Origin of the sequence: Actinophytocola sp., assembly GCF_036555685.1 — a bacterium.
Taxonomy (GTDB): domain Bacteria; phylum Actinomycetota; class Actinomycetes; order Mycobacteriales; family Pseudonocardiaceae; genus Actinophytocola.
Map to the genome: position 1 here is coordinate 17,155 of NZ_DATBKY010000316.1, position 21,825 is coordinate 38,979.

General features: G+C 69.9%; 23 protein-coding genes. 9 read left to right on the plus strand and 14 right to left on the minus strand.

Features of this window, described 5'->3' with window-relative positions:
* Positions 1-2: 2 nt before the first annotated feature.
* Positions 3-1,262 (minus strand): serine--tRNA ligase, encoded by a 1,260-nt coding sequence (gene serS / locus VH969_RS33910; protein WP_331982227.1) that lies wholly within the window; start codon positions 1,260-1,262, stop codon positions 3-5.
* Between the two features lie 139 nt (positions 1,263-1,401).
* Between serS and VH969_RS33915 the strand changes: the two genes are divergently transcribed.
* Positions 1,402-2,310 (plus strand): septum formation family protein, encoded by a 909-nt coding sequence (locus VH969_RS33915; RefSeq protein WP_331982230.1) that lies wholly within the window; start codon positions 1,402-1,404, stop codon positions 2,308-2,310.
* Positions 2,311-2,314: 4 nt separating this feature from the next.
* Positions 2,315-2,665, plus strand: a complete 351-nt coding sequence (locus VH969_RS33920) for a metallopeptidase family protein (protein ID WP_331982233.1) — start codon at positions 2,315-2,317, stop codon at positions 2,663-2,665.
* A 122-nt stretch (positions 2,666-2,787) separates the two neighbouring features.
* Here the strand turns inward: VH969_RS33920 and VH969_RS33925 are convergent, their stop codons facing one another.
* From VH969_RS33925 to VH969_RS33945, 5 genes are all read right to left on the minus strand, one after another.
* On the minus strand, positions 2,788-5,268 hold the full coding sequence (locus tag VH969_RS33925; protein WP_331982236.1) for a VIT domain-containing protein: 2,481 nt from the start codon (positions 5,266-5,268) through the stop codon (positions 2,788-2,790).
* A complete protein-coding gene (locus VH969_RS33930) occupies positions 5,243-5,887 on the minus strand; it encodes a MerR family transcriptional regulator (RefSeq protein ID WP_331982239.1) in 645 nt (214 codons plus the stop codon). Before VH969_RS33930 ends, VH969_RS33925 begins: the two co-directional genes overlap by 26 nt.
* Positions 5,888-5,934: 47 nt before the next feature.
* Positions 5,935-7,113: an RtcB family protein gene (locus tag VH969_RS33935; RefSeq protein WP_331982242.1), complete on the minus strand. Its 1,179-nt coding sequence runs from the start codon at positions 7,111-7,113 to the stop codon at positions 5,935-5,937.
* Positions 7,114-7,154: 41 nt separating this feature from the next.
* Positions 7,155-8,051 carry an AurF N-oxygenase family protein gene (locus VH969_RS33940; RefSeq protein ID WP_331982245.1) on the minus strand — a complete coding sequence of 299 codons (897 nt, stop codon included), beginning with the start codon at positions 8,049-8,051 and terminating at the stop codon, positions 7,155-7,157.
* A 91-nt stretch (positions 8,052-8,142) separates the two neighbouring features.
* Positions 8,143-8,832: a TetR/AcrR family transcriptional regulator gene (locus tag VH969_RS33945; RefSeq protein ID WP_331982248.1), complete on the minus strand. Its 690-nt coding sequence runs from the start codon at positions 8,830-8,832 to the stop codon at positions 8,143-8,145.
* A gap of 148 nt (positions 8,833-8,980) precedes the next feature.
* On the opposite strand from VH969_RS33945, the gene VH969_RS33950 reads away from it, so the two are divergent.
* Positions 8,981-10,195 carry an endonuclease/exonuclease/phosphatase family protein gene (locus tag VH969_RS33950; RefSeq protein ID WP_331982251.1) on the plus strand — a complete coding sequence of 405 codons (1,215 nt, stop codon included), beginning with the start codon at positions 8,981-8,983 and terminating at the stop codon, positions 10,193-10,195.
* 156 nt (positions 10,196-10,351) lie between these two features.
* Complete coding sequence (locus VH969_RS33955; protein WP_331982253.1) at positions 10,352-11,032, plus strand: RNA polymerase sigma factor ShbA; 681 nt, start codon at positions 10,352-10,354, stop codon at positions 11,030-11,032.
* 222 nt (positions 11,033-11,254) lie between these two features.
* Here the strand turns inward: VH969_RS33955 and VH969_RS33960 are convergent, their stop codons facing one another.
* A complete protein-coding gene (locus tag VH969_RS33960; RefSeq protein ID WP_331982256.1) occupies positions 11,255-11,449 on the minus strand; it encodes a hypothetical protein in 195 nt (64 codons plus the stop codon).
* Positions 11,450-11,635: 186 nt separating this feature from the next.
* Between VH969_RS33960 and VH969_RS33965 the strand changes: the two genes are divergently transcribed.
* The gene (locus VH969_RS33965; protein ID WP_331982258.1) at positions 11,636-13,321 is read left to right on the plus strand and encodes a sensor histidine kinase; all 1,686 of its coding nucleotides are present in this window, start codon (positions 11,636-11,638) and stop codon (positions 13,319-13,321) included.
* Positions 13,318-13,974, plus strand: coding sequence for a response regulator (locus tag VH969_RS33970; RefSeq protein ID WP_331982261.1), 657 nt, complete (start codon positions 13,318-13,320; stop codon positions 13,972-13,974). Before VH969_RS33965 ends, VH969_RS33970 begins: the two co-directional genes overlap by 4 nt.
* Here the strand turns inward: VH969_RS33970 and VH969_RS33975 are convergent.
* The gene (locus VH969_RS33975) at positions 13,971-14,645 is read right to left on the minus strand and encodes a DUF4232 domain-containing protein (protein ID WP_331982264.1); all 675 of its coding nucleotides are present in this window, start codon (positions 14,643-14,645) and stop codon (positions 13,971-13,973) included. The genes VH969_RS33970 and VH969_RS33975 overlap by 4 nt on opposite strands.
* 157 nt (positions 14,646-14,802) lie before the next feature.
* Complete coding sequence (locus tag VH969_RS33980) at positions 14,803-15,237, minus strand: hypothetical protein (protein ID WP_331982266.1); 435 nt, start codon at positions 15,235-15,237, stop codon at positions 14,803-14,805.
* Between the two features lie 334 nt (positions 15,238-15,571).
* Between VH969_RS33980 and VH969_RS33985 the strand changes: the two genes are divergently transcribed.
* On the plus strand, positions 15,572-16,357 hold the full coding sequence (locus VH969_RS33985) for an arylamine N-acetyltransferase family protein (protein ID WP_331982268.1): 786 nt from the start codon (positions 15,572-15,574) through the stop codon (positions 16,355-16,357).
* Position 16,358: 1 nt separating this feature from the next.
* On the opposite strand, the gene VH969_RS33990 is transcribed toward VH969_RS33985, so the two are convergent.
* From VH969_RS33990 to pheA, 3 genes are all read right to left on the minus strand, one after another.
* On the minus strand, positions 16,359-17,159 hold the full coding sequence (locus VH969_RS33990; protein ID WP_331982271.1) for an ABC transporter permease: 801 nt from the start codon (positions 17,157-17,159) through the stop codon (positions 16,359-16,361).
* A 133-nt stretch (positions 17,160-17,292) separates the two neighbouring features.
* A complete protein-coding gene (locus VH969_RS33995; RefSeq protein WP_331982273.1) occupies positions 17,293-18,258 on the minus strand; it encodes an efflux ABC transporter ATPase subunit, DrrA-related in 966 nt (321 codons plus the stop codon).
* A gap of 92 nt (positions 18,259-18,350) precedes the next feature.
* Complete coding sequence (pheA, locus tag VH969_RS34000; protein WP_331982275.1) at positions 18,351-19,277, minus strand: prephenate dehydratase; 927 nt, start codon at positions 19,275-19,277, stop codon at positions 18,351-18,353.
* Between the two features lie 252 nt (positions 19,278-19,529).
* Between pheA and VH969_RS34005 the strand changes: the two genes are divergently transcribed.
* Complete coding sequence (locus VH969_RS34005) at positions 19,530-20,171, plus strand: macro domain-containing protein (protein WP_414638667.1); 642 nt, start codon at positions 19,530-19,532, stop codon at positions 20,169-20,171.
* A 12-nt stretch (positions 20,172-20,183) separates the two neighbouring features.
* Here VH969_RS34005 and VH969_RS34010 read toward each other — a convergent pair whose 3' ends face one another.
* A complete protein-coding gene (locus VH969_RS34010) occupies positions 20,184-20,660 on the minus strand; it encodes an Hsp20/alpha crystallin family protein (protein ID WP_331982281.1) in 477 nt (158 codons plus the stop codon).
* Between the two features lie 239 nt (positions 20,661-20,899).
* Here VH969_RS34010 and VH969_RS34015 point away from each other — a divergent pair, with 239 nt between their 5' ends.
* Positions 20,900-21,286, plus strand: coding sequence for an SCO5389 family protein (locus tag VH969_RS34015; protein WP_331982284.1), 387 nt, complete (start codon positions 20,900-20,902; stop codon positions 21,284-21,286).
* A gap of 55 nt (positions 21,287-21,341) precedes the next feature.
* Here VH969_RS34015 and VH969_RS34020 read toward each other — a convergent pair whose 3' ends face one another.
* Positions 21,342-21,782, minus strand: coding sequence for a GNAT family N-acetyltransferase (locus tag VH969_RS34020; RefSeq protein WP_331982287.1), 441 nt, complete (start codon positions 21,780-21,782; stop codon positions 21,342-21,344).
* Positions 21,783-21,825: the final 43 nt, after the last annotated feature.

Sequence of the window (21,825 nt, forward strand, 5' to 3'; positions counted from 1 at the left end):
GGTCAGTCGACGGTCAGCACGTCCCGGCCGAGGAACGGGCGCAGCGCCCCTGGCACACGCACCGAGCCGTCGGGCCGCTGGTGGTTCTCGAGGATGGCGACGATCCAGCGCGTCGTCGCGAGCGTGCCGTTGAGGGTCGCGACGACCTGCGGGCGGTTGTTCTCGTCCCGGTAGCGGATGGACAGCCGGCGCGCCTGGTACGTCGTGCAGTTGGAGGTCGAGGTCAGCTCGCGGTAGCGGCCCTGGGTGGGTACCCACGCCTCGCAGTCGAACTTGCGGGACGCGCTGCTGCCGAGATCGCCGCCGGCCACGTCGATCACGCGGTAGGGCACCTCGATCTTGGCAAGCATCTCCTCCTCCATGGCGAGGAGCTTGGCGTGCTCGGCCTCGGCGTCCTCCGGCTTGCAGAAGACGAACATCTCCACCTTGTCGAACTGGTGGACGCGGATGATGCCGCGGGTGTCCTTGCCGTAGGAGCCCGCCTCGCGCCGGAAGCACGAGGACCAGCCGGCGTAGCGGCGCGGGCCCGCGGAGAGGTCGAGGATCTCGTCGGCGTGGTAGCCGGCGAGCGGCACCTCGGACGTGCCGACGAGGTAGAGGTCGTCCTCCTCGAGGCGGTACACCTCGCTCGCGTGCGCGCCGAGGAAACCGGTGCCGGCCATGATCTCCGGACGGACGAGGACCGGCGGGATCATCAGCTGGAAGCCGTGCGCGGTGGCCTGCGCGGCCGCGAGGTTCAGGAGCGCGAGCTGCAGCTGGGCGCCGACGCCGGTGAGGAAGTAGAACCGCGCGCCGGAGACCTTCGCGCCGCGCTCGGTGTCCAGCGCGCCGATCTTGGTGCCGAGGTCGAGGTGGTCGGCCGGTTCGAAGTCGAACGCCGTGGGCTTGCCCACCTCCTTGAGCACGACGTAGTCGTCCTCACCGCCGGCCGGGACGTCCGGGTGCACGAGGTTCGGGACGAGCTGGTGCACCTCGGCGAGCTCGGCCTCGGCCTTGCCCTGTTCGGCCTCGGCGGCGCGGACCTCGGCGGCGAGCTCCTTGCCACGGGCGAGCAGCGCGTCGCGTTCCTCGCCGCGGGCGCGGCCGACCTGCTTGCCGAGCTGTTTCTGTTCCGCGCGCAGGCTGTCGGCGCGGGCGACAGCGGCACGGCGGCGCTCGTCGGCGGAGCGGAGGGCGTCGACCACCGCTTCGTCCTCGCCGCGGGTGCGCTGGGATGTGCGCACCGCTTCCGGGTCCTCACGCAGCGTCTTCAAGTCGATCACAGCCTGAGCGTATCCGGCTTGCCGGTCTGTGCAGCAACGTGATTCGGTAACTGCATCCGAGGTGTGCGCTGGCATCATGGACCCCGACATGAACACCAGGTCTGGACGAGTCGGGTGGATGGGCTCCCGGGGGAGCACCATGCGGACACGGTTGGTCATGGCCGGCGCCTTCATCGGGGCGCTCGCCGTGCTGAGTGGAAGCGTGCTGTTTTCCTGGCCCGTGTCGGTCAACGGCTCGGCGGACACCGCCGCGGACGAGGCGGCGAAGGCATTCGACTCACCGAGCGGAACGTGCCTCGACTGGCCGCACGACGCGCCCCAGAACATGCGGCGGGTGCCGTGTGAGCAGCCACACACGTTTGAGGTCGCGTCGAACGTGGAGATCGGCGGGGACTACAGCCCGAGCTCGCCGCCGCCCCCGGAGAAGGACTGGCAGCAAATCGTCACCGACCGCTGCACGAAGGTCGGCGAGGACTACCTCGGTCGGCCGCTGGACCCGTTCGGCAAGTACACGGTCGGCGCGCTCAAGCCGACGGCCGACCAGTGGCGCGACGGTGACCGGAAGTTGCGGTGCGGTCTGCAGCGTGTGTCGCCGTCCGGGAAGCGGCTGCTCACGACCACGGGTGCGGCGGCCAAGCAGGATCAGTCCAACGTGCACGAGCCAGGTACCTGCTTCGCGTTGGTCAAGGGCGAGGTCGGCGATCCCGTCGACTGCGGTGGCGTGCACGCGTACGAGGTCGTCGGAATTGTCGATCTGAGCAAGACTTTCGACCCGAAGACGTACCCGCCGGAGGCCACACAGCTGAACAAGCTGGTCGACCTCTGCCCGCCGGTGGCGAAGAAGTACACGGGCGGGGCCGACCTCAAGAAGCTGCAGCTGTCGCTGTACCCGGACACGCTGAAGAAAGAGAGTTGGCAAGCCGGGTCGTACCGGGTGAACTGCAAGGTCGGCGCCCGGGAGAAGAACGGCGCGTTGCGGCCGGTGCGGGGCAGCGTGAAGGCGGAGCCGGCGCCGCCGTCGAGCGCGCCGGCCAAACCCGGCGGGTGACCGCTTGCCCGTGGAGATGAGTCGCCAGCGGTTCGAGGAACTGGTGGGCGACGCGATCGACCTGATCCCTCCGGAGTTCGCCGCGGCGATGGACAACGTGGTGATCCTGGTGGAGGACCGGGACCCGGAGCAGCCGAACCTGCTGGGCCTGTACCACGGGGTCGCCCTGACGGAACGAACGTCCCAGTACGGCGGCGTTCTCCCAGACAGAATCACCATCTACCGCGAGCCGATCCTGGGCATCTGCGACACAGAGGACGACGTGGTCGAGGAGGTAGCGATCACCGTCGTCCACGAGGTAGCCCACCACTTCGGCATCGACGACGCCCGCCTACACGAACTGGGCTGGGGCTAGCGTCAAGGCCGGTTCGCCCCGGCTATCTCGGCGAACCCGCCCAACACCTGCCCTTCGACCTGGTCGATTCGGTTGGCCGGGCGAGTCGTCGGGTCGTCGCTCGCCCGGCCAACGTTGGGCTTCTAGCGCTTCCAGAAGGTCGGGCGCTGCCTCGTCGGGTTCGACGCTGTCGTGGTCAGGCTGGCCAGTGTTGTCAGGGTGTGTTGCCAGCGGCGGTCGACCTCTGCCGGGTCGGCCGTGGGCACCGCCAGCTCCGCGGACAGTTTGCCCAGCGTCAGGCGAAGGTTTTGTGGCTCGCCTGCTACTTCCCATGGGCCCAGCTGGACTCGGATGCGTTCGGCCAACGCGGTGAGCAGGCCGGCTCGGGTCCAGACGTTGGCGTTTGTCGCTGCGGTCAGGGTTCGGAGTTCCTGGACCACGAAGTCCGTCAGCGCCTTCGGCGGGGGTGCCACTGGCGGGACAAAAGCGTCGGACCGGCTCTGCTCGACCGACGGTGGCTCGGACAGGGCGTCGAGGGAGTCGCCGCCTGTGAAGTTCGGCGGTGGGGCCGGCTTCGCCAGCGGTGGCTGCGGCGGCGGCATGCGGTGCCCGCCACCCGGGCCGCCGTCTGGGAGGAACCGGCGGGCGCGGGAGTCGGCGAATGCCGCCGGGGCGGCGCCGAAGGTCTGCATCCGGGGCATGCCCTGTGCCTGCGGGCTGGCTGCCGGCGCGGCGGCGTACCCCTCCGCCATGGCAGCGCCCGGGGGTTCCCAACCGCTCGGGAGGTCGACCGGTTGTGTCACCCGGTGCACCTTGCCGCCCTCGTTGACCACCCGCTGATCCACCGCCACGAACGCGGTGAAGCGGGACAGCACGCAGTACCTCAGCGACGTGTCCACGATCTGCTTCTCCGCGGCCGCGGGGTCGCTCGCGCCCACGACATACCGGTCCTCCAGGTCCCGGATCCGCGCCCGCGCCCACAGCGCCGCCAGGCTCGGGTTCTCGCTCCGCGTCGCGGTGACCGTCGACTGCCAGGCGTCGTCGCCGGTGATCGTGACCGCGCCATCGGCGGAACCCGCGAACCGGCCCGTGATCACGACCGGTGCGCCCGTGAACAGGTCGGGAAGCGGTGTCGGCGTCATCGTGTCCGCGTCGACCGCCAAGCCGGACGGGCTGACCCGCAGACCGGTGACGACCGGCGCGCCGATGCGGCGGTGGATGTGCTGCATCGCCTCGTCCAGCCGGTCCTCGGACTCCACGAGCTCGCAGCGGCCCGACGAACCGGCCAGCCGCTGCAAGAAAGCCTCGTTGACGGCCCGGTCGATGCCGACCGTGTGCACGCGGACGCCCGCCAGCCCCGGCGCGAGGAGGCGTAGCAGCTCGTCCTCGTTGCCAATCTGCCCGTCGGTCACCAGCACCAGCACACGGTCGCGCTCCGGGTCGTCGCGCAGCAGGTTGGTGGCGCGGCGCAGCGGCTCGAGCATCTCGGTGCCACCGCGAGCGTCCAAACCGGACAGGAACTCGACGGCGCGGTACCTGTTGCGGTCGTCAGCGTCGACGAGCCCGCCCGGCAGTGACGCCGGCAAAGCGATCTGGTGGTCGAACGCCAGCACCGTGAACCGGTCGGCGCCGGTGAGCGTGTCGACGATGCGGCTCGCCGCCCGGCGCGCGGCGACCATCTTCCAGCCACCCATCGAGCCGGATCGGTCGAGCACCAGCACGACGTCGCGGCCGCGCATCCGCTTGTCGAGCGCCGGCGGGAGCACGGTCAGCGCGAACGTGCCGCCCTCGTCGTCGGGCAGGACGGACAGCGACGTGCTGATCGCCTCGCTGCCGTACCGCAGCCGCAGGATGAAGTCCCGGTCAGCCCGCTCCCCCGGGTTGAGCCGGACTCGCAGCCCGGTCGGCGCGTCGTCGGTTGCCGTGGCGTGCAGGCTCGACGAGACACCGTTGAGCGGCAACGTGCCCGGGTCGATGTCGACCGAGACCGCCAGCTGGACGGGGTTCGGGAAGCCGGGCAGCAACACGGGAGGACTGATTCGCGATGCGTCCGGCACCTGGTCGGTGTCGGGCGCGACGCCGTCGCCGACCTGTCCTTCGGCCAGCGGCACGCCCGGAATGTAGCGCGGCGCGACCACCAGCGGGAACCGGAAGGTGGCCGCACCATCCTCATAGGACAGCGCGCCCGCCAGCGTCAGGTGCACGCTTACCTTCTCGCCCGGCATGATGTTGCCGACCCGCATGGTGAACACGCCCGGCCGCTCCTCCTCGGCGATGGACGCGCGCTTGCCGGAGCTGATCGCGTTGTCGTACTCCTGACGTGCCTCCGCGCGCTCCTTGAGCAGGCCCTCGACCACGCGGCCGTCGGCCTCCATCCGCAGGGCCGTGACGGCCGCGCGCGGGGGCAGGGGGAAGACGTATGTGGCCTCGAGCGGCTCGTCGTACGGGTTCTGGAACCCCTGGGTGAGCTGGATGCTCGAGGCGAGGCCGGTGATCGCGGCCCGTACGTCGATCAACTCCAGCGGCAGGTTGCCGCGCGAGGTCCGCAGACAGCCGACCCCGTCGTCCTCGGTCGGACGGCTCGGCGCCTCCGGCGCCTCAATGACGTCGACGTTCATGCTCATCGTGTTCCCCTCCTCGGGTCGGCGCCAGGCCAAGCCGGCCGAGCAGCTCCAGCAGCGGTGCGGCGGCGGACTCGATGGCAGCGAGCTCATCGGCGTCGGGCGCCCGGGTGGCCGAGTCCAGCAGGACGGTGACACTGTCACCGATCCGGATACCGTGCACGGCTTTCGCGACAGTGTCCGCGGCTCTGGCCTCGACACCGTCACCGTCGGTCTGCGCAGCGGCCGTGGGGCGGCCGTGCGCGGTCCGCCTCCAGAAGTCCTTGCTCACCGTGACCGGCACCGGACGGAAGTTGATGTCCAGCGGCGGAAGGTCGGCCAGCTCGGCGAGCCGCCGGTCGGTGGCCCCGAGCAGCATCTCCTGGATCTCCGCGAGCGTGCGACCCGCGGACTGCAGCTTCTTGACGGCGGCGAGTTGCAGCAGGTGGCGGCGCCCGTAGAGGGCGGTACGACCGCGCATGGCGGCCGGCCGGTCCACCAGACCGATCGTCGTGTACCACCTGATCGTGCGACCATTGGGCAGCTCCCGCACCCGGCCGTTGCTCTGACCCTCGTAGTTGTGCGCCAGCAGCGCCGCAACCTGGTCCGGGAGCTGCTCGATCGTCCACAGCTCGTCGTTCATACTGCAATATTGACAGTTTTCGACGACACTGTCAATATTGCAGTATGTCAGCCCTTGACGCAGACCACCTGCCGCAGCTTCGCGACGATCTCCACGAGGTCGTCCTGGTTCCGGATCACCTCGTCGATGTCCTTGTACGCGGCCGGGATCTCGTCGACGACACCGGAGTCCTTGCGGCACTCGACGCCGGCGGTCTGCTCGGCGAGATCCGCCTCGGTGAAGCGCTTGCGTGCCTTGTTCCGGGACATCCGCCGCCCCGCACCGTGCGAGGCGGACTCGAACGAGTCCGCGTTGCCGAGCCCGCGCACGATGTAGGAGCCGGTACCCATCGACCCCGGGATGATGCCCATCTCGCCGCGGCCGGCCCGGATCGCGCCCTTGCGCGTCACCAGCACCTCCTCGCCGAAGTGGGTCTCCTCGGCGAGGTAGTTGTGATGACAGCTGATCGGGTCCTCGAACGCCACCGCGGGGAACCGGCGGCGCAGCACGTCGCAGACCAGCCGCATCATCACCGCGCGGTTGCGCCGCGCGTAGTCCTGCGCCCAGAAGAGGTCGTGCCGGTAGGCGGCCATCTGCGGTGTATGCGCGAGGAACACGGCGAGATCGGGATCCGGCAGCGACTGGTTGTGCGCGAGCCCGCGCGCGACCTCGATGTGGTGCTGGGCAAGGAGATTCCCGATGCCACGGGATCCGGAGTGCAGCATCACCCAGACCCGGTCGTCGGTATCGAGGCAGATCTCGATGAAATGGTTGCCGCCGCCGAGCGACCCCATCTGGTGCAGCGCCTTGGCCGCGTTCGCCTTCACGGCGGGCGTCAGGTCCTCGAACCGGCGCCAGAAGCTGTCCCAGTCGCCCGCGTCCCGGCTGGTGAACGCGGTCGCCTTGTGCTGCGCGAACCCGACCGGGACCGCATGCTCCACAGCGGACCGGAGGCGGCCGAGGTCGTCGGGCAGGTCGGGCGCGGAGAGGGACGTGCGGACCGCGGTCATGCCGCAGCCGATGTCGACGCCGACCGCGGCCGGCGAGGCGGCACCTCGCATCGCGATGACCGAGCCGACCGTGGCGCCCTTGCCGTAGTGCACGTCCGGCATCACCGCGACGTGCTTGAACATCCAGGGCAGGGCCGAGATGTTGTGCAGCTGTCGCATGGCCTGGAGATCGACAGAGTCGGGCTGGGTCCACATGCGGATGTCCACATGTCCCCCGGGGATCGTCGTCGCAGCCATGATCCTCAGGCTAGGTCGCGAGCGAAGCGCTCGCGACGGCTTTACAGCAGGTGCGCCTTACGCCAGAAGCGTTTCGACGGGCCGCCGATCATGCCGACCTCGCCGAGAAACTCGACGATCTTCTCGGCCATCCACCGCTTGGTTTCGTGGTGGTGCGGGTTATCCCGGGCGACCTCGCGCGCCTGCCTGGGGTCGAGGCCGACCGCCGTGTACACGCCGGGATTGACCATGATGTCGACGATCGTGTAGGCGACGACGGCCGTGACGAGACGGTGCAGCTCCAGCATCGGGCGGCTCAGCGACTCCAGCCCGCGGACCAGCTCCTCGCGTGCGTAGCGCACGTGCCGGGCCTCCTCGACGACGTGAATCCGGTTGATCATCCGGATGAACGGCTGGACGTCGTCGTTGTCCAGCATCGAGCGCTGCAGACGGTCGGTGGTCTCCTCCACGACGAGGACGGAGGCGAACATCGCGGGACCATCGATGACGGCGCCGAAGAGCTTGGCGAGCTTCCGGACGATCCGGGGCGGACCATACGCGGGCAGGCCGAGACGGGCGATTCCCTTGCCGAACATGATCGCGTGACGTGTCTCGTCGCCGATCTCGGTCAGCGCGTAGTGGGTGTGCGGGTTGCGAGGGTCGAGGTCGGAGGCGTACCGGGCGAGCAGCTGCATCAGGAGGATCTCGGTCCACAGGCCGACGCTGGTGATGCTGCCGATCTCGTGCTTGGCGAGCTCGATCCGCTCTTCCGGAGTGAGGCGTTCCCACAGCTCCGTGCCGTACAGGGAGACCCGCTCCTCGGGAAGGAAGATCTTGCCCGCCACGAGTGGTGCGTCCCAGTCGACGTCGAGGTCGGGCTGGTAGGAGTTCCGCACGGACGAGTCGAGGAGGCGTTCGGCGGTGACCTCCCGGTCCTTCGGTCGCAGCACGCGGGCCATCGTGGACCACTCTCCCCGGTTAAGTGTTACCTCGCGTAACAGTTACTCGGGATCAAGGGTCCCCGGCGAGCCCACCTCTGTCAAGGCGAGGTCAGTCAGGGCGGACTAGGTCGCCGATGAGCTGCACGATCTCGCGGGTGACGGGGCGCAGCAAGCGGAGCCGTGACAGGCCGATGACCCGATCGATGAGCGGCACGGTCCGGTCGACGAGCAGGCGCGTCTTGCGGCAGTCCGGTGAACGGTCGTGCACCCAGAACAGCACCACGCCCATCTCGTACAGCCAGAGGAGTTCGGGCAGCTCGGGTCGCAGCTCGGTGTCGACCTTGACGTTCGAACCATCGAGGACGCGGCGGTGCAGCGCGATCTGCGACTCGCGGGCCGGGCTCGACTCCGCGGAGAACGGGCTCAGCGGGCTGTCGGGGTCGGCCGCGTTGACGAAGAACTGCTTGCCGAACTCGTGATAGGGGGCCGCCACATCCAGCCAGCCATGCACGACCGCGCTCAGCCGCGGCGCGAACTCGCGCTCGGTGCTCAGCGCCTCCTCGCAGGCCTGTGCGTGGAGCTCGGCGATCCGGTCGTAGAAGCCCTGGACGAGCTGTTCCTTGGAGGAGAAGTAGTAGTACGCGTTGCCGACCGAGACCCCGGCCTCCCTGGCGATCGCCCGCATCGTGGTCTTCGCGTAGCCGTTCTCCTGGAACAGGCGCAGCGCCGTCTCCACGATGAGGGTCCGTGTCGCCTCACTCTTGGCAGTCCGCACGACCGTGCCGGGGGATTCGGTCACCACGTCACCGTATCGCCGGGCGACCCGGGCGCCCTGCGATTCAGACCGATGGCGGATGGTCCGACCGCACGGGCGGGTGTTCACTCGGGCATCACCCGCTGTGGCCGCGGCGCGCAATGGCTGACGGGGCCGATCCTGGAGGTGGATCATGATTCGACGACTGTGGATCGTGCCCGCGCTGGCACTGGCAGCCGGCGCGCTGACCGCGCCCGCGGCGCAGGCCGCTCCGGCGGGACATCACAACCGGCACGAGCCCGTCCGCTTCGCGACCTTCAACGCCTCGCTCAACCGCGCCGCCGCGGGCCAGCTGGTGACCGACCTGTCGACGCCGGACAACGCGCAGGCCCGCGAGGTGGCCGAGGTCGTCCAGCGCAACCGGCCGGACGTGCTGCTGATCAACGAGTTCGACTTCGTGCCGGACCACGCGGCCGCCGACCTGTTCCGCGAGAACTACCTGGAGCGCGGGCAGAACGGCGCCCGGCCGATCCACTACCCGTACGCGTTCGTCGCGCCGTCCAACACCGGCGTGCCGACCGGCTTCGACCTCAACCGCGACGGCCGCACCGACACCGGCGACGACGCGCATGGCTTCGGCGCGTTCGAGGGCCAGTTCGGCATGCTCGTGCTGTCGAAGTACCCGATCGACACCCGCGGGGTGCGCACGTTCCAGAAGTTCCGCTGGGCGGACATGCCGAACGCGATGCTGCCCGACGACCCGGCCACGCCGGCACCGAAGGACTGGTACTCGCCGGAGATCCTGAACGTGCTGCGGCTGTCGTCGAAGTCGCACTGGGATCTGCCGATCCGGATCGGCCACCGCATCGTCCACTTCCTGGTCTCGCACCCGACCCCGCCCACCTTCGACGGCCCAGAGGACCGCAACGGCACGCGCAACCATGACGAGATCCGGTTCTTCGCCGACTACGTGACCCCGGGCAAGGGTGGCTACATCTACGACGACAAGGGCGGGCGCGGCGGCCTGAAGCCAGGCGCGCGGTTCGTCGTCGCCGGCGACAACAACTCCGACCCACTCGACGGCGACAGCGTGCCCGGCGCGATCCAGCAGCTGCTGAACGCACCACGCGTGATCGACCCGATGCCCGGCAGCGTCGGCGGCGAGCGGGCGGCGCAGGAGCAGGGCGGCGCGAACCTCACGCACCGAAGCGACCCGTTCTTCGACACGGCCGACTTCAACGACCAGGCGCCGGGCAACCTCCGGGCGGACTACGTGCTTCCCTCACGCGGCCTTGTCCCGCTCCACGGCGAGGTCTTCTGGCCGACGTCCGACTCGCCGCTCGCCCGGCTCAACGACGCCTCCGACCACCACCTCGTCCGGCAGGACATTTTCGTTCCCGGGCGCTGACGGTAACCAACAAAACACGTCCAGTTCAGGGCTTATGCCCAAAAGGGCGACAACTTCGTTCCACGGGGCCGCAACTTCGTTTTCAACGTATTTGTGGCCCTGGATCGTGCTCTCTTGGTGTGACCACAACCGCGGGGTGACCCTCATGGAGGCGCGATGTTGTGCACTGCCGAGCCGGAGACGGTCTCAGCCGAGCCGGAGACGGCGGCCCTGGCCGATTCGGCGATCGCCGAACTCGAGGCCGAGCTCGCCGCCCAGCCGATCCCCGGGACGTGGTCGCGGCCCGTCACCCGGGGCAACGTCGACGCGGTGGCCGTTGCCGCCTCGGCCGGGGACACGGTGGCAACCCACGAGCTGCTGACCTACCTGCGCCCGATCATGGTGCGCTACTGCCGCGGCAAGCTCGGCCGGGTGCGTCCGGTCAGCTCGCCGGACGACGTCGCGCAAGAGGTCTGCCTCGCGGTGTACCGCGCGCTGCCGACCTACCGCCACCTCGGCCGCCCGTTCCTGTCCTTCGTGTTCGGCGTGGCCGCGCACAAGGTGGCCGATGTCCACCGCGCCGCCGCGCGGGACCGCTCGCTGCCGACCGCGGAGACACCCGACATGCCAGACGTCGAGGAAAGCCCGGAACAGATCGCCCTCCGCCGTGAGCTCGTGGAGCACACCGGCGGCCTGCTGCGCACACTGCTGCCCCGCCAGCGCGAGATCCTGATCATGCGCGTCGTGCTCGGCATGTCCGCACAGGAGACCGCCGAGGCCGTCGGCACGACGCCGGACGCGGTCCGGGTCGCCCAGCACCGGGCGCTCAACCGGCTGCGCCGCGCGATCATGCAGTAACCGGACGTTTCCACCCGGCGCAACCTGGATACACCTGGTTGTGACGGAGGTGGAACATGACCTGGGTTCGCAGTCACCGGCGTAGCAACGGCCTCTTCCGCCGCAGCAGCTGGGTTCGGAGTCACCGGCGTCGGGCACCGCGGCGCCGGCCGATGCCGATCGTGCCGATCGTCATCGCGGTCGTCGTGATTCTCATACTGATCGCATTGTTCTGACCGGGAATCAGGCAGCCGGGCGAGCGGGCTGAGCCGACGGCACCGAAGGGGCCGTCCGCGCGGCGCGCTTCGCCCGGCGCCGCTCGTGTCGACGGGCGTACCACCACGAGTCGACCTCGACGATGACCGGCCCGAGCGCCATCAGCAGCAGCACCACGATCGCCACCACGGCCCCGCTCCACACCAGAATCGCCTGCAACATCTCCCACCTCCGTGAACGTCCTGGTCACAGCGTCGCTCCGGAGGGCAGGCCGGCGGATCGGTCGATCAGGCACCGCCCGCCGGCCGACCGGTCACCGTGTGCCGGCAGGCCATTGGCCGATCGGCTGACCCCGCGCCCGCCGGTCGGCCGAGGCGCGGGCCGGGCGGGTCCAATACGTTTCTGCGCATGACACCGATCCCGGTGCCGCATCGCTGGCTGGCCGCGTTGCTCGGCGCCGCGCTGCTCGTCGACCTCGCGCTCGCCGGTACGAACAGCCTGCGTGAGGGCCTGCCCGCGCTGCCGGGCGCGCTCGCGCTCTGCGTGTGCGCGTACATCGCGCTGACCCGGCCGGTGACCGGCGCCATGACCGGCGCGGCCGTGCTCGTCGGTTCCACCGCGGTCATCCGCTACGCCGATGCCGTCCCGGTCTCGCTCGGCATCCACGGCATCGTGCTCTCCGAGCTGCTCGCCGGGGCGACGCTCGTCGTGCTGGTCGTGTGGCGGTGCTCGCCGCTCGTCTCGGCCGGCTGCGTCGCGCTTCTGGTGTTCGCCGGCCTCATCGCGATGAGCGTGCGGGGGAACCCGTGCGACGGGACGTTCTGCACCACGCCCTACGAGCTCATCAGCGGCGGAGACCTCTACAGCTCACTCGTGTTCGGGCTGTGCGTCCTGCTGCTTTCCGTCGGCATCGGCGCCTACCTGCGGCGCGTCAGTCACACCCGGGTCGTGACGAAGACCGACGAGCTCATCCGCAAGCAGTGGCCGCTCGCCGCCGCACTCGCCGTGCTGTTGCTGCTCCAGGCGGGCCAGACCGGTCTCGCGGGGTTCGGTTCGCTCGTCGGAGCGGCCCTCGCCGGGGTGTGCGCGTTCTTCGCACCCCGCGCCCCGCTGCGGTACGCGTTGCTCGGCGCGGTCGCGCTCGCCGCGCCGATGCTCGTCCTCGGCGGCGCCGGGCCGGGCCTGCCGCTGTCGTTCACGGGGCTCGCCGCGAGCATGGCGATGACCGCCTACGCGGTGCGCTACCTCGAGCTGCGAGCGGCCGCCGGAGCCACCGCCGCGCTCGCGTTCACCAACGTGGTCGGCCTTGTCCTGCGGGGCACGCTCGCGCCCGACATCCTGCTGTTCCTCGGCCTGCTGTTCGTCGTATCGGTGGCGACCGGGTGGTACTTCCGTTCGCGGGACCGGGAACGCAGCCAGACCGTCAAGGCGGCGGTGACCTCCGCGCAGCAGGGCGAGCGGATGGCACTCGCCCGCGAGCTGCACGACGTGGTGGCCCACCACGTCACCGGCATCGTCGTGCAGGCACAGGCCGCGCTGCTCGTCGCGGACCGGAACCCGGACGTCGCCGTGCCCGCGCTGGAGAAGATCGAGCGCAGCGGGACCGAGGCGCTGACCGCCATGCGCACGCTCGTCGGGAGCCTGCGCGACGGCACCGCGGCGTGGACCGCGGGTGACTCCGACGCGACCGGACAGGCCACCACCGACCTCGACGCCGACATCCGCGCGCTGGCGGAGAACTACATCGGCCCGGCTCCGACGCTCGAGCTCGACCTGCCCGAGCAGCTGCCGCACGAGGTCGGCAGGTCGGTGCTGCGGCTGGTGCAGGAGTCGCTGACCAACGTCGGCAAGCACGCGCCGGGTGCGACCGACGTGCGGGTTCGGGTTGCGAGCACCGAGGACGAGCTGCACATCCGCGTGACCGACGACGGCGCGCAGCGGCCGGCGAACCCCGCCGGCGGGTCGGGCGGCTACGGTCTGGTCGGCATGCGGGAACGGGTGGAGCTGCTCGGCGGCCGGTTCGAGGCGGGGCCGAGCGGTTACGTCGGCTGGTCGGTCGAGGCGTGGCTGCCGTTGCGGAAAGAGGGGGCATGATCCGGGTACTGATCGCGGACGACCAGGAGATGGTGCGTGCCGGGTTCCGGATGATCCTGGAGACGCAGGACGACATCGAGGTCGTGGCAGACGTGGCGGACGGGATCGCGGCGGTCGCGCGGGCCCGGGAGCTGCGGCCGGACGTGTGCCTGCTCGACATCCGCATGCCGGGCATGGACGGGCTCGAGGTGACCAAGGCGCTCGCGGGGCCGGGCGTGGCCGACCCCCTGAAGGTCGTCGTGGTCACGACGTTCGACCTCGACGAGTACGTCAACGCCGCGTTGTCCAACGGCGCCAACGGTTTCCTGCTCAAGGACGCCGGCCCGGCGCTGCTGCTGGAGGCGGTCCGGGCGGCCCACCGCGGTGACGCGCTGGTGTCGCCGCAGATCACCGTGCGCCTGCTGCGTCACTTCGCTTCGACGAACGCGGTGCCGGCCGCTCCCGCCGACGCGCCGAGCGAGCCGCTGACCGAACGCGAGACGGACGTGGCGAAGGCGGCCGCGCGTGGGCTGACCAACACCGAGATCGGCGCCGAGCTCTACCTGTCGCTGTCCACGGTCAAGACGCACCTCGCCGCGGTGCAGGCGAAGATCGGTGCCCGCAACCGCGTCGAGGTCGCCGCGTGGGCCTGGCGAACAGGCCTGATGAGCTAGCCCCGGATAGTCGCAACGGTCAGCTGGTTGCCGGGCGGGTTGCCCGCGCAGCCGGTGCCGGGTGCTGCCACGTACATCGAGTCGTACTCGTGCGGTGGGTACACCCGCAGGCCGCGGACCGAGGTCGGCCTGCACGCCGCCGGGTCGTAGTTGCGCACCTGCACGAAACCGACCGGCGCGAACACCGTCATACCCGGCTTCAGGCTGATCGCCGCGCCCTTGGTGCCCTCGCGGAACGCGGCGGGGCCGACCTGATGCCCGTCCTCACCGGCCACATAGGACACACCAGGGAAGCCCTGGATCTTGCAGGTCCGGCTGCCCTTGTTGGTAAACCGCAGCTCGCGGTACATGGTGCCCGCCGCGGCGTCCCCGCCGCCGAGGCTCAGCTTGAGGTCGGCCACCTTGCACTCCGACGGGTCGGACGCCGGCGCGGGCTTCTCGCCACCCGGCTTGACCGTGCCGTCGACCGGCGGCTGCGCCTCGGGTCCCTTGCTCGAGGTCGCCGTGCTCGGCGGCTCGGTCGTGGACGGCGGCGCTTCCGCTGCCTCGGAGATCGACGGCACGCCCGGATCCTGCGCGTTGCTCGCGCTGTCCTGACATCCCGCCATGAACAACGCGACGGCGACGCCGCCGCAGACGACCGCGACCCGGCTGATCCTGTTTCGCAGCATGGTGATTCGCCTCCAGACCTGGCCCCGAAACCTCTGGATGCCTTCACTGAGAGGACGTGCCGACCCGCTCTCGGGTTGCTTGGTAACCAGGACTACCCGCGATCGGACAACAACAAACGGTCACCGAGGCTTGTCGGTGACCGTTTGCCCAGGTTGTTCAGCCGATCGTGGCGTCGCGACCGTTCGTGTTGACCCCGTAGGCCGACAGCAGCCGGACGATCTTGTCCCGCTTGCGCTTGGTGTCCAGGTACGACCTGGCGCGCAGGAAGAACACCCCGTCGTCGGCAAGGCGGACCCGCGTCCACACCTTGGCGATGCACCGGCCGGCCCGACCCGGATGGCTGGAGATCGACACGTGGATGACGTTGCGGGCGAAGATGTGCCGCGTGTAGAGGCCGTTGTCGGTGAATTCGACCTGCCACATCACGCCCCGCGCGGCGCCGGCCGCCACTTCCCGCGCCCGCTCACGCGAGCACGAAAGCTCCAGGGAGAAATCGCGGTCGAGCTCGCGGACACGCGTTCTGCCGATGAAGAACTTCGTGACGATAACCAGAACGAGAAGGCCGACCAGAACGACAAGCAATGTACCCATGGATGCCCGCACCTCCCGACAGTCCCTCCGTGCTGCCACTGGCCGAGGGCAGCGGAGGGCGCGGCCGAGACCCGGCAGCGCCGACGGGTCGTCAGGTCAATTCAGGCACCTCTCACCATTTCCTCGACCGTGATGAAACCTTCACCGACCGACGTCGTCGGTGCTGTATCTATTAGGGCTGGACAGCAGAGATCCGTCAAGACTTTCGGTGAAAGTGTCCAATTAGAAGAAACATTCCTGCCACAGAGGTCTTATCGTACTCGAGTCGAGATCTTGAACGTGTCATTTGAAACGTCCTTGACCTCCACCTAGGTGTAGAAGGCACGCTGGCGCCATGGACGACCAGACCGTGCGGCGCTACCTGGAGCGGATCGGTGCGCCGGCGCCCGGAGAGCCGACGATCGACCTGCTGCGCGACCTGCACGTGCGCCATCAGCGAACGGTGCCGTTCGAGAACCTGAGCATCCACCTGGGCGAGCCCATCGTGCTGGACGAGGCGACGCTGGTCGGCAAGATCGTCGACCGGCGGCGCGGCGGGTTCTGTTACGAGCTGAACGGGCTGTTCGCGCAGCTCCTGCGGGCGCTCGGGTTCCGCGTGACACTGCTGTCCGCGAAGGTATTCACGCCCGACGGCGCGCTCACGCACCCGTTCGACCACGCGGTGCTGCGGGTGGACCTCGACGAGCGGTTCCTGGTCGACGTCGGGTTCGGCGCGCACGCGAGCTACCCGCTGCGCCAGGACTGGCCCGAGCCGCAAGCAGACCCGGGCGGTGAGTTCCTCGTGGTGGACGCGCCCAACGGGGACGTGGACGTGCTGACGAACGGCACGCCGCAGTACCGCGTGGAGGCCAGGGCGCGCGAACTGTCCGACTTCGCGCCGACCTGCTGGTGGCAGCAGACCTCGCCGGACTCGCACTTCACCCGCTCGCTCACGTGCTCGCGGCTGACCGACGACGGCCGGGTGACGATCTCCGGTAACCGGCTGGTCACGACGGCCGCCGGCGAGCGGACCGAGTCGGTGCTCGCCGGCGACGACGCGGTGCGGGAGGCGTACCGCACGCATTTCGGCTTCGAGCTCGACCGGTTGCCGACCCCGCCCGAGCCGACGGTCGCGGCCTGACCTACTTGCTCGCCACCCGGCGGTACTTCGCCACCGACAACGGGATGAACACGGCCAGGATCGCGAGCGACGTGAGCACCGCGTAGAGCAGCGCGTGCTCACTCGGCCAACCCGGCGGCGGCGCCATGTTCGGCGGCGCCTCGTTGCCGAACAGGTCGCGAACCGCCTGGATGACCGCCGTGAACGGGTTCCACTCGGCGATTGGCTTGAGGGGGCCCGGCATGGTGCCCGCGCCGACGAACGCCGACGAGATGAACGTGACCGGGAACAGCCACACGATCCCGGCGCTCTGCGCGACCTCGACGCTCGGCACGGACAGCCCGATCAGCGCGCCGATCCACGACATCGCGAACCCGAACAGCAACAGCAGCAGGTAGGCGGCCACCGCGTCGAGGAAGCTGCCGCGGATGCGCCAGCCGACCAGCAGGCCGCACAGCGACATGATCAGCAGCGCCATCCCGCTGACCACCAGGTCGGACGTGGTCCGTCCGAGCAGCACGGCGAGCCGCGACATGGGCAGCGAGCGGAAGCGGTCGATGATGCCCTTCTGCAGGTCGTTGCACAGGCCGATGACGGTGAACGCGGAGTTGAACGCCGTGGTCTGCACGAAGATGCCGGCGATCAGGAACTCGCGGTACGCCGAGCCGCCGAGCGCGCCGCCGAAGACGTACGCGAACAGCAGCACGAACATGATCGGCTGGATCACCGCGGCGAACAGCCAGTCGGCGTTGCGGCGGACGTTGAGCAGGTTCCGCCAGGCGACGATGCCGCCGTCGCGGATCCCCTGGGACAGCACGGTCATACGGGTTCCGCCTCCCCGGAATCAAACCTGTCGGTCGCGTTGAGTTCGAACGACCCGGTTCCGCACGTACCGGTGGCTGCGTTGCGCCCCGTTCCCCTCAGGTGCGGTTGGGAAGCGCGCAAGCGGCGGGGGGTCATGCTTGCTCCTCCGCGGTGTGGCCGGTCAGGGACAGGAACACGTCGTCGAGCGTCGGGCGGTGCAGGCTCACGTCGAGCACGACCACGCCCTCGGCGTCGAGCCGGCGCAGCGCCTCGATCAGCGACTTCGGCCCGGCGTCGACGAGAACCTGCACCTCGCGGCTGTGCGTGTTGACGTCCGGTTCGGCGGAGCCGAGGTCGGCCAGGACCCGTTTGGTGGCCTCGAGCTCACCCTGCTCGGCGACCACGATCTGCAGCATCTCGCCGCCGACCTGGGCCTTCAGCTGGTCGGCCGTGCCGGTGGCGATTACCTTGCCGTGGTCGATCACGAGGATCGTGTCGGCCAGCCGGTCGGCCTCCTCGAGGTACTGGGTGGTGAGCAGGACCGTGGCGCCCTCGGCGACGAGCTCACCGATGACCTCCCAGGTGTCGAGGCGGCCGCGCGGGTCGAGGCCGGTGGTCGGCTCGTCGAGCAGCACCACCTCCGGCTCGGCGACGAGCGCGCCGGCGAGGTCGAGGCGGCGCCGCATGCCGCCCGAGTACGTCTTGGCCGGCCGGTCGGCGGCGTCGTCGAGCCGGAAGCGGCCGATGAGCTCCCGCGAGCGGGACCGGGCGTCGGCCCTGTTCTTGCCATAGAGCCTGCCGACCATGTACAGGTTCTCGAACCCGGTGAGGTTCTCGTCGACGGCGGCGTACTGGCCGGACAGGCCGATCGCCCGGCGGACGGCATCGGGTTCGGCGAGCACGTCGTGACCCGCCACCCAGGCGCGGCCGGAGTCGGGCCGCAGCAACGTGGTCAGGATTCGCACGGCGGTTGTCTTCCCGGCGCCGTTCGGCCCGAGCAGGCCGAGCACGGTGCCGGTACGTATCTCCAGGTCGATGCCGTCGAGCGCGCGGGTGGACCCGAATGTCTTGACCAGGGCCTCCGCGCGCACCGCGACGTCGGACGCGGACGCTGGCATGACGACTCCCCGAGGCTGGTTCGATATGGCGTCGCGACTGTAGACCCGAGCCCCGACAATTCGGACCGATTTACCCGTCGGCTGAATCGGGTTCAGCCGGCCGTGCCGCCGAGCACTTCGGAGAGCCACCGCGCGGCGGCCATGTAGTCGTCGTCGGTGTGGCCCGCGGCGGCACCCGCGGCGGGCGGGCCGGGCTCGGCCTTCGGGTATGAGCCGAGGAAGCGCAGCTCCTGGCAGCGCCGGTGCAGCGCGGCGAGCGCGTCGCCGACCCGCTGCTCGGTGACGTGGCCGTCGAGGTCCAGGTAGAAGCGGTACTGGCCGAGCCGGCCCTTCTGCGGGCGGGACTCGATGCGGGTGAGGTTGATGCCGCGCAACGCCAGCTCGGTGAGCATCTCGGCGAGCACGCCGGTGCGCTCCGCCGCGGCGACGGCGACGATCGACGTGCGGTCCTGGCCGGTCGGTTCCGGCAGCGTGCCGGGGCGGCTGAGCAGCAGGAACCTGGTCACCGCGCCGTCGAGGTCGGCGACGCCCGTGGCCAGCACGTCGAGCGGGTAGTGCGAGGCGGCGACCGGCGCGGTGACGGCGGCGTCCCACTCCCCCGCGGCGACGCCGACCGCGGCCGCGGCGGTGGAGTTGGCCGCGACCTGCTCGGCCCGGCCGAGGTTGGCCAGCAGCCAGCCCTGGACCTGCGCCAGTGCGTGCGGGTGGCTCGCGACCGTGCGCACGTCAGCGGCGCGGAGCCCGGGGCGGGCCAGGATCGAGAACCGCACCGGCAGGACGATCTCGGCGACGGCGACCAGCGGATCGTCCACGGCGAGCGCGTCCATCGTGGCCGACACGGCGCCCTCGACGGAGTTCTCGACCGGTACGCACGCGCGGTCGGTGTCGCCGGCGCGGACCGCCGCCAGCGCGAGCGGCACGGTTGTGACGGGCACCAACGAGTCCGTGGGCTGCGCGTAGGTCAGCGCGGCCTGTTCGGTGAAGGTGCCCTCCGGTCCGAAGTAGGCAATGCTCGGCACGGGCTCACCCTACGCAGCCCCGAACTTTCGGTTCCGGCCGATCGGGCCAAGCGTGCCACCCGTTCGGCCTTGTCCCGCCTGGATGAACAACACGCGAAATCCTACGACACCGGTCCTCGGGCGACGAGTGCACCGGTATCCGGCGCCGGCCGCGAGTTTTCTTGTAGGACAACGGGTTTCGTATACCCGTGTATCGGACAGTGATCGACAGTCCACCGATCGGGGTCGGCGACCGAGTTACGTATCACCCGGATGCCATTACGCACTGTCGGACGAAGGTGCGATGCTGGAGCCGTGACCGCCGATTCGGAGGCAGAGAGCTCGGAACTCGCGACCGATCGATTGGCATTGGTACTTTGCGCGGTCGAGGAGCCGCTCGCGCGAGCCTGGGCGAACGCCGTTGCGGAGCGCCGTGACGTATGGGTGCACCGCGGCTCGGTGCTGGACGTCGACGCGCAGGCAGTGGTGAGCCCCGCGAACTCGTATGGGTGGATGCGCGGCGGCATCGATGCCGTGTACGCGCAGACGTTTCCGTCGGTCGAGCAGCACGTGCGCAGCGCGGTGCTCGCCTACCATGGCGGCGAGCTTCCGGTGGGGCAGGCGCTGATCGTGCCGACCGACGCGCCGGCGCCCGCATGGCTGATCAGCGCGCCGACGATGCGCGAGCCGGGTGAGGTCCTGCCGCCCGACACCGTGCATCCCTATCTCGCGGCGCGCGCGGTGTTCCGGCTGTGGCACGACGGAAGGCTGGAGGACGACCGCCCGGTGCGGCAGGTGGTGCGCACGATCGCGCTGCCGGGCCTGGGCACCGGCACGGGCGGGGTGGCGCCGGAGACGTGCGCCAGGCAGGTGATGGCCGCGTGGGACGAGGTCTTCGACCCGACGCGGCCATAGGTTTTGAGCGACTTACTCGCTCGTGCCCTCGACGGCGGGACGCTCGGCACGGATCGTGATCCGACGCGGCTCGGCGTTCGGCTTCGCGATGTCGCGCACCCGGATCTTCAGCAGGCCGCGGTCGTAGTCGGCCTCGACGTCGTCTGCCGTGACGTGCTCGGGGAGCGTGAACGCGCGGCGGAACCGACCGGTACGGGTCTCGCGGACCAGCACGCCACCGTTGTCCTCGCGGTGCTCCTCGGTGCGCCGGCCCGTGATGAGCAGCCGGCCGTCGGAGACTTCGACCTCGACGTCCTTCTCGACGTCGACACCGGGCAGCTCGAGCGTCACGACGACGTCGGTGCCGTCGCGGACGATGTCGGCCGCGGGGACGAACGCCGCCTGACCGGAGCCGGCGAACGCGCGGCGGACGAGCGTGTCGAAGTCACTGTCGAACTGCCGGACGAGCGAGCCGAACGGATCCCACCCGGAACGAACTGGGAGAGCCATCTCCTACCAACCTCCAAGGTTCTGACCTGGTACTTCGTCGGCCTCATTAGCAGTCGGCCGTCATGAGTGCTAACGCTCCGCGGTGCCTGTGTGTTCCCGGACCTCCGGCCCGGCCGGTCCGGTCGCCGGCGACCTGTGGTGACGGAATTGCACCCCCGAAATTCACACTTTGGGTGGTCGCCAAAATGCCGTGGGACCGGTTAGCTGAGTGGCGACCGGATTCCGAGCCAGGAGGTCGAATGTCGTTAACGGTGTCCCCCGCGTTGCTCGAGAAGGCGCAGCGCGGACCGGTGTCCGACGACGATTTCATCGCGTGTATCCGTGACTCGCTGCCCTACGCCTGGTCCGTGGTCACCGAGGTCGCCGAGCGGCTCGCCAACGGGGGCGGGCCCTTCGCGGACAACCAGGCCGCACCGGCGGACGAGGCATCCCGCGGGCAACTGTTGCGCCTGGTAGGCAGCGATGCGATGCGGGCGGCGGTGGAGCGGCACTTCAACGTGCGGCTCGCCTTCCAGAACTGCCACCGGCTCGCGATGTTCGACCCGGCGGCCCACCGGGAGTACGGCGAGTTCATCAGCCCGCGAGCACAGCTGCTCAACCAGAGTCCGGAATTAGTCAACTGCTGATCCTGGAAAGGGGAGCCCGCGCCCGGCTCCCTTTTTCAGCGTCCGACTCATGCAATTATCGCGATAACTCCATTTCGAGCTCCAGCTCGTCCCGGATGGGGATACGGTCGTGGCCGAGCACCGGAATTTGCGGCTTGAGCCTGCGCGACTCGTCCACCGCGCCCGGCCGCAGGGCGGTGAGCCGGAAGCCGGCCCGCTGGTAGAAGCGCAGCGCACGGGTGTTGTCGTTGGTCGTCGTGACCCGCACCTTCGCGGCGGACCCGCGAACCTCCTCGACCAGCGCCTCGAGGAGCGCGGCGCCCACGCCGCCGCCGGTGAAGGCGTTGATCGTGACGAGCTCGACGACGTCACCGCTGGTCAGGTAGGTCAGGAGGCCGACGACCTCGCCGTCGCGCTCGGCGAGCCAGCCGGGCAGCCTGCTGGCGTCGACCACGCCGCCGAGCGATAGCGCCACCAGCTCCACCCCGCCCCACTCTCGCTCGAGCAGGGGCACCACGATGACTCGATCGGCGGGTGAGAGACGGCGGAGGGTGTACGGC

Bases quoted from the DNA above. Each gene is read 5' to 3' on its own strand.
- VH969_RS33915 (WP_331982230.1), top strand. From the start codon at position 1,402: ATGCGGACACGGTTGGTCATGGCCGGCGCCTTCATCGGGGCGCTCGCC.
- VH969_RS33925 (WP_331982236.1), bottom strand. From the start codon at position 5,268: ATGAGCATGAACGTCGACGTCATTGAGGCGCCGGAGGCGCCGAGCCGT.
- VH969_RS33930 (WP_331982239.1), bottom strand. From the start codon at position 5,887: ATGAACGACGAGCTGTGGACGATCGAGCAGCTCCCGGACCAGGTTGCG.
- VH969_RS33935 (WP_331982242.1), bottom strand. From the start codon at position 7,113: ATGGCTGCGACGACGATCCCCGGGGGACATGTGGACATCCGCATGTGG.
- VH969_RS33940 (WP_331982245.1), bottom strand. From the start codon at position 8,051: ATGGCCCGCGTGCTGCGACCGAAGGACCGGGAGGTCACCGCCGAACGC.
- VH969_RS33950 (WP_331982251.1), top strand. From the start codon at position 8,981: ATGATTCGACGACTGTGGATCGTGCCCGCGCTGGCACTGGCAGCCGGC.
- VH969_RS33955 (WP_331982253.1), top strand. From the start codon at position 10,352: ATGTTGTGCACTGCCGAGCCGGAGACGGTCTCAGCCGAGCCGGAGACG.
- VH969_RS33960 (WP_331982256.1), bottom strand. From the start codon at position 11,449: ATGTTGCAGGCGATTCTGGTGTGGAGCGGGGCCGTGGTGGCGATCGTG.
- VH969_RS33965 (WP_331982258.1), top strand. From the start codon at position 11,636: ATGACACCGATCCCGGTGCCGCATCGCTGGCTGGCCGCGTTGCTCGGC.
- VH969_RS33970 (WP_331982261.1), top strand. From the start codon at position 13,318: ATGATCCGGGTACTGATCGCGGACGACCAGGAGATGGTGCGTGCCGGG.
- VH969_RS33975 (WP_331982264.1), bottom strand. From the start codon at position 14,645: ATGCTGCGAAACAGGATCAGCCGGGTCGCGGTCGTCTGCGGCGGCGTC.
- VH969_RS33980 (WP_331982266.1), bottom strand. From the start codon at position 15,237: ATGGGTACATTGCTTGTCGTTCTGGTCGGCCTTCTCGTTCTGGTTATC.
- VH969_RS33985 (WP_331982268.1), top strand. From the start codon at position 15,572: ATGGACGACCAGACCGTGCGGCGCTACCTGGAGCGGATCGGTGCGCCG.
- VH969_RS33990 (WP_331982271.1), bottom strand. From the start codon at position 17,159: ATGACCGTGCTGTCCCAGGGGATCCGCGACGGCGGCATCGTCGCCTGG.
- VH969_RS33995 (WP_331982273.1), bottom strand. From the start codon at position 18,258: ATGCCAGCGTCCGCGTCCGACGTCGCGGTGCGCGCGGAGGCCCTGGTC.
- VH969_RS34005 (WP_414638667.1), top strand. From the start codon at position 19,530: ATGCCATTACGCACTGTCGGACGAAGGTGCGATGCTGGAGCCGTGACC.
- VH969_RS34010 (WP_331982281.1), bottom strand. From the start codon at position 20,660: ATGGCTCTCCCAGTTCGTTCCGGGTGGGATCCGTTCGGCTCGCTCGTC.
- VH969_RS34015 (WP_331982284.1), top strand. From the start codon at position 20,900: ATGTCGTTAACGGTGTCCCCCGCGTTGCTCGAGAAGGCGCAGCGCGGA.